Annotated in this window: 3 protein-coding genes and 2 pseudogenes (2 of these 5 only partly in view); 1 reads left to right on the top strand and 4 read right to left on the bottom strand. The window is 60.4% G+C overall.

Annotated features, from left to right (window positions below; translation table 11 throughout):
- The 3 genes and pseudogenes from mfd to FVQ81_05095 all read right to left on the bottom strand — a co-directional run.
- Positions 1 to 93, bottom strand: a pseudogene (mfd, locus tag FVQ81_05105) (transcription-repair coupling factor); it reaches 3309 nt to the left of the window's first position.
- 28 nt (positions 94 to 121) lie between these two features.
- Complete coding sequence (locus tag FVQ81_05100; protein MBW7995945.1) at positions 122 to 2221, bottom strand: hypothetical protein; 2100 nt, start codon at positions 2219 to 2221, stop codon at positions 122 to 124.
- A gap of 379 nt (positions 2222 to 2600) precedes the next feature.
- Complete coding sequence (locus FVQ81_05095) at positions 2601 to 3881, bottom strand: radical SAM protein (protein ID MBW7995944.1); 1281 nt, start codon at positions 3879 to 3881, stop codon at positions 2601 to 2603.
- Positions 3882 to 4110: 229 nt separating this feature from the next.
- Between FVQ81_05095 and nikR the strand changes: the two genes are divergently transcribed.
- Positions 4111 to 4521, top strand: a complete 411-nt coding sequence (gene nikR / locus FVQ81_05090) for a nickel-responsive transcriptional regulator NikR (protein MBW7995943.1) — start codon at positions 4111 to 4113, stop codon at positions 4519 to 4521.
- A 352-nt stretch (positions 4522 to 4873) separates the two neighbouring features.
- Here nikR and FVQ81_05085 read toward each other — a convergent pair.
- A pseudogene (locus FVQ81_05085) lies at positions 4874 to 5204 on the bottom strand (DUF2339 domain-containing protein); it runs 98 nt beyond the window's last position.

The following is a 5204-nucleotide window of genomic DNA, read 5'->3' as shown; positions in this document are numbered from 1 at the left end:
CCCGGATTTTTCGGCATTGCGCACGGATTCCAGGGTCCGGTTGAACGGGCTTGAGTCGCCCAGCAACTCCAGCAGCTTTTTCAGCGTATCCATCAAATTCTATAATTTCAGTCTGCTTTAACTATTCCTCGTCACGGCGGCGGTTGGCCACCAGCTGCTCTATACCCAGCAAAACCAGTGCCGCAATCAGCAGCCACTGCCAGATTTCCACTCCGCCTCGTCCCAGCAGGACTCCGTCCTCCAAGGCGCTCCCGGCGGCGACATGGTTAAAATTCAGCCCGGCGAATATCCGCTCCAAACGGGAATCGAGTTCCAGCCGGACATCGCTCTCGCGCACGTCCAGTCCGGCCCCGAAACCGCCGGCAAGCCGGCCGTCGCGGTAAAGCCAGTATGCCCCCGGCTCGCCGGTCCGCTCGAACACCCAGCGGTCGCGCTCCCCAGGGGGCAGCAGGTAGCGGGCGCCGCCGGGTCCGTGGATTTCCATCCCGGCCGTATTGACTGTCCCGCCGAAATAGATGGTCACCTCATCGCCGACCGTCACGCTCCGGCGCATCAGCGGACCGGTGTCTCCAAGCATGGTGACCAGCGAATGCACGAGCGGGACAAAAAGCGGCGTGTCCGGAAGCTCGGTTTCCTCGTCCGAGCCGAGATCGACCGTGGAGACTATCAGGTTGGCATCGCCGGCGCGCACCATCCTCAGCCATATACGCGCTCCGCGGGTTGCCAGGTCCCAGGCGGCCCCCCCGGCCTCGGGCTGCTCCAGGTCCCGCATGCTAAACAACCTTGCCTGGGACAACCCCCCGATCCCGGCGAACAGCCTGTCGAAAACTTCTCCCTTGCCCGGCTGTCTTTCCGGCTGTGGGAGATCAAACCCTCCCTGCCCCAGTCTGGCCAGACCGCCGAGTTCCAGGGGAAGTTCCAGCCGGCGGACGGCTTCGTTGAACTCCCGCGGGGACTGATCGCCGTCGCGGGGAATGAACAACGCGTGACGGCCCTGGCGGCGGAGTTCGGCGAGAAACGCAATGATTCGCGACCGGGGGTAGTCGAGGCCGTGGACGACAAACACGTCGGCCTCACCAATCTCCGCGGGCGATCCGGGCAAGTCCGCCGCCCGGCGAAAACGGATCGCGCCCGCCCGGCTGTTCGACAGCACCTGCAGCGCCGCGCCCAGGAAATCCGGACCCGCCGGCAACCCGCGCTCAACCAGCACAACCCGCGGCACCTCTGGAACCATCAGCACAATGGACCGACGGTTGTCGGCGGCCAGGGGATCGGCATCAAGCTCAGCGGCCAGTTCGTGGTACCCAGGCTCGAGCGGGGGTATCTCGACAACCGAGAAAGCTTCTTGATCCGGTTCCAGGGTGGCCTCGCCCTGGCCCACCAGCCGGCCGTCGAGGTAAATCCTGGGAAACACCTGCATCACGGAATCGCCGCCGAAACGCGTCAGCCCGACAGTGACCTCGAGCGGAGCGCCGGGCCGGACAAGCTCTCCCGGCAGGCCCACCGACTTGACAGCAGTATTCCGCGGGCCGGTTTCGTGGATATCGACCAGGTACAACCGGATCCCGGCAGCGGTATCGATCACCAGGCTGTCGGCACCGAGAAACCCGCGCTGCCTGTCTGTGAACAGATAGATTTCCCGCTCGTATCGATCCCGGTCAGCAGAAAACATTCGGCCGGCGGATTCGATAACCGGGGCCAGTGCAACCGAACCGAAACCGGGCAGCAGATTTTCTTCTGCCTTTAATTTATCCGGATCCGGTGAAATCCAATCCCTTGAATCAAGATGACTTTCAAAAGAAGCCTCCAGCAGCATGTAACGATCCGCTGGACCAAGCCAGCCGACCAGGCGGTCGATCTTAGCATGCAGCAGATTAAAGATCATGCCCCTGCCAGCTACATAACGGGTGCTGGCGGTATTGTCAGTGATAATGACAACTTCAACCGGCAGATGGTCCTCGGGGCCGGTGCCGAAGAGTCCACGCACAGCCGGACGGGCCGGAACAAGAACAAGCAGGATGATAATCAGCGTGCGCAGCAGGAGCAGCAACCACTGGCGGGCTCTCAGACGACGGACACTGCGGCTCTGGACCTTACGCAGCAACAGCAGGCTGCTGAAATCGAGCGTCCTGGTTCGCCAGCGGCTGAGCAGATGAATCACGAGCGGCAGCGCCGCCGCAATCAGCCCGAACAACGCGAGAGGATTGAGGAAGCTGAGCAACTAACGACCCTTCCAGGTATCGTACCGAGCAGTTACGGGCGAACACAAGGTTCGCCCGTCCGACAAATAACAAGACTTGAGCAGGTCGTTAAACCCTCGTGCGAACCTGTTAAACGAAGTAGATAAGATAACTTCGCACCCGCCAAGATTCAAACCGGTGGATTCCAACGGCGCTGCGCGGTTATCGAAACCGCGCTGCGCCGCGGACGGCGGGCCGGCACGATGATTGCCGAGCACCTTCTGCTAGTTACCTTCAAGGGTGCGTTGCGCGCAATCATCGTGCCGGCCCGCCCGCTTTTCTCCGTTCACAGCAAACTCAAAAAGGGGCCGCCCGTCAATTGAGCGGCCCCTTGAATACTAATGCGGCTGCAAACCATCCCTAGCGGGTCAACCGTTCGGGCACGGGATAGATTTCACCATTGGCTTCCAGTTCGCGTTTCTTCTCGTCGGTCAGCCCGATCTCTTCATCGGTGAGATAGCAGGCCGGGTCCGGACCGAACGGGTCATCGTAGACGCGCTGGGCGCGCACCCGCATCGCGCCGCCGCAGAGCTTGAAATACTTGCACAGACGGCAGCGGCCCTTGATCATCGACGGCCTGTTTTTGAGACCGGCCATCAGCGGGTCGGAGGTATCGGTCCAGATATCGCCGAACTTGCGCTCGCGGATATTGCCGAAAGTGTAGTCCATCCAGAACTGATCCGGGTGGACATTGCCGAACCAGTCGACCTCGCCGATGCCGACGCCGGTGGAGAACATCCCGCCCTGGTTCCACTCCAGCAGCTTGCGGACCTCGTCGGCGCGGGAGTCGCCTTCGGCCTCGAGTTTGCGCAGGATATAGATACTGTCGACATGGTTATCGACCGTGAGGATGTTGACATCTTTGCCGCGGGCTTTGAAATCGCGGGTGCGGCGGATGATTAATTCCATCGCGTCACGGGTTTCCCGGTAGGTCAGGTCGTCGTCGGATATCGACTCGCCGCGGCCGGAATAGACCAGGTGGTAGAAACAGGCGCGGTTGATTTTCTCTTCTTCGATGAAGTCGAAAATCTTGTCGAGGTCCTGGTAGTTGTGGCGTGTAAGCGTGAGGCGCAGGCCGACCCGCTGGCCCAGCTCGACCAGGTTGCGGAATCCCCGCATGGCCATGTCGAACGCGCCTTTCTTGCCGCGGAAGCAGTCGTTGACCTCGCCGATCCCGTCCAGGCTGATCCCCACGTAGGTGAACCCGCTGTTTTTGATCCGGCGGGCCATTTTGTCATCGATCAGCGTACCGTTGGTGGACAGGGTGGGGCGAAGGCCTTTGGCGAGAGCATAATCGACCAGCTCGAAAATGTCCTTGCGCACCAGCGGCTCGCCGCCGGAAAACAGCACCGCCGGTACCTCGAACTCGGCCAGGTCGTCCAGCAGTTTCTTACCTTCCTCCAGAGTCAACTCGCCTTTGTAGACCTTGTTGTCGCTGTCGGTATAGCAGTGGACGCAGCGAAGGTTGCAGCGGCGCGAGACGTTCCAGACAGTGACTGGCCGGCGCTCGGCCGCGCTTTTGGGTATGCGCATGCTGGTGGGCGACTCGCCCCGGGCGGACTTATCTTTAACTGCGCGGCCGTAGCGGATCACATCGCCGTCCCAGCTGTCACCGACCAGCAGCTTGGTTACATCGATCATCTATCCTCCAAATTGTCCTCGATACTCAAAATCCCATCCTGCTAACGGCCTGTGCCGCTCCGTGTTGCAAACACTCTCTCAGCAGATGGGATTGCACCGTCGGCCCGGCGCACCTAAATTATTGCAGGTACATCCGGAAAGGATAATTTATCCGCTTACCCGTCTGGTGTCAATTGAACCTGATCCGCCGCGGCATAGCACGACTTACCGCGCAAAGGAGCAGTCAAGAATGTCCAGAGTTACCCGATTCGGAGTTTCGATCGAGCAGGAGCTGGCCGCCAGTTTCGACCGGCATATCGACCGCGAGGGCTACAGCAGCCGCAGCGAGGCGATCCGCGATTTGATCCGCGATCATCTGGCCACCCAGCAGCTGGCCACGGACCGCACGCCGGCGGTGGCCTCGATGAGCCTCGTGTACGACCACAATCGCCGGGAGCTGCCCGACACGCTGAACCAGCTCCAGCACGAATACCAGCACCTGATCGTCTCATCGCTGCACGTGCATATCGATCGTGACAACTGCATGGAGGTAGTGATTTTCAAGGGGCCGAACTGCTGGATCAAGAAAGCCGCCGACCGCCTGATGGCCACCCGGGGAGTGAAACACGGTAAGCTGACCATGACCGCCACCACCGCCTGAGCCGTGCATCCCCCGGGGTCACTTTTTTTAACGGGGCTAGAAACCCGCCACCAGGAACATCAGCATGAACGCAATCATTAGGTAAAATACCAACGGTCCCAGTATGTAGTTCATGACTCTCTTTATTTCATCGGGCGAATATTTCACAATCATTTCAAAGGCTCCCGTTTAATCCAACCAAACTAACGCGGGTATTGCTCCCCCGCCTCCCGTAAATCATCTTCCGGCCCTTGCCGACCGAACCTGTTTAACTCTGATAATCATTCTTAAGATACAACTTTTTCCGATTCAGTCAATAATAAAACGGCTGTTCCGCGCTGTCAGGCCAGTTGCGGACGACGACCAAACGCAGTTATGTGGCGTCATCGGCTGTGCGCCACAGGTCCCGCAGCCAGTAGCCCAGTCCCAGCAGCACCGAGCCGAAAGCCAGGAACAACAGGATCCGCCACAGGGGATCCACCCGGGCCAGGTCTACTATCAAAAGTTTGCCCACGGTCAGGAACAGGGTGGCCAGGCCGGTGTTACGCAGGGCGCGGTTGTTCAACCGCAGACCGGGTATCATAATGGCCAGCGAGTAGAGCCCCCACGATGCGCTGACCCAGCCATCGCCGCCGGGCAACCGGCCCAGTTCGCAGCCCAGCCAGCCCAGAAAGCCGGCGTGGGCCGCCAGCCGGTAAACAGCC

This window comes from Candidatus Glassbacteria bacterium (assembly GCA_019456185.1).
Lineage (GTDB): Bacteria > Gemmatimonadota > Glassbacteria > GWA2-58-10 > GWA2-58-10 > JAJRTS01.
The sequence above is the reverse complement of the archived record's forward strand: the minus strand, read 5'-3'. Positions and strand labels throughout refer to the sequence as shown.

Bases quoted from the DNA above. Each gene is read 5' to 3' on its own strand.
- FVQ81_05095 (MBW7995944.1), bottom strand. From the start codon at position 3,881: ATGATCGATGTAACCAAGCTGCTGGTCGGTGACAGCTGGGACGGCGAT.
- nikR (MBW7995943.1), top strand. From the start codon at position 4,111: ATGTCCAGAGTTACCCGATTCGGAGTTTCGATCGAGCAGGAGCTGGCC.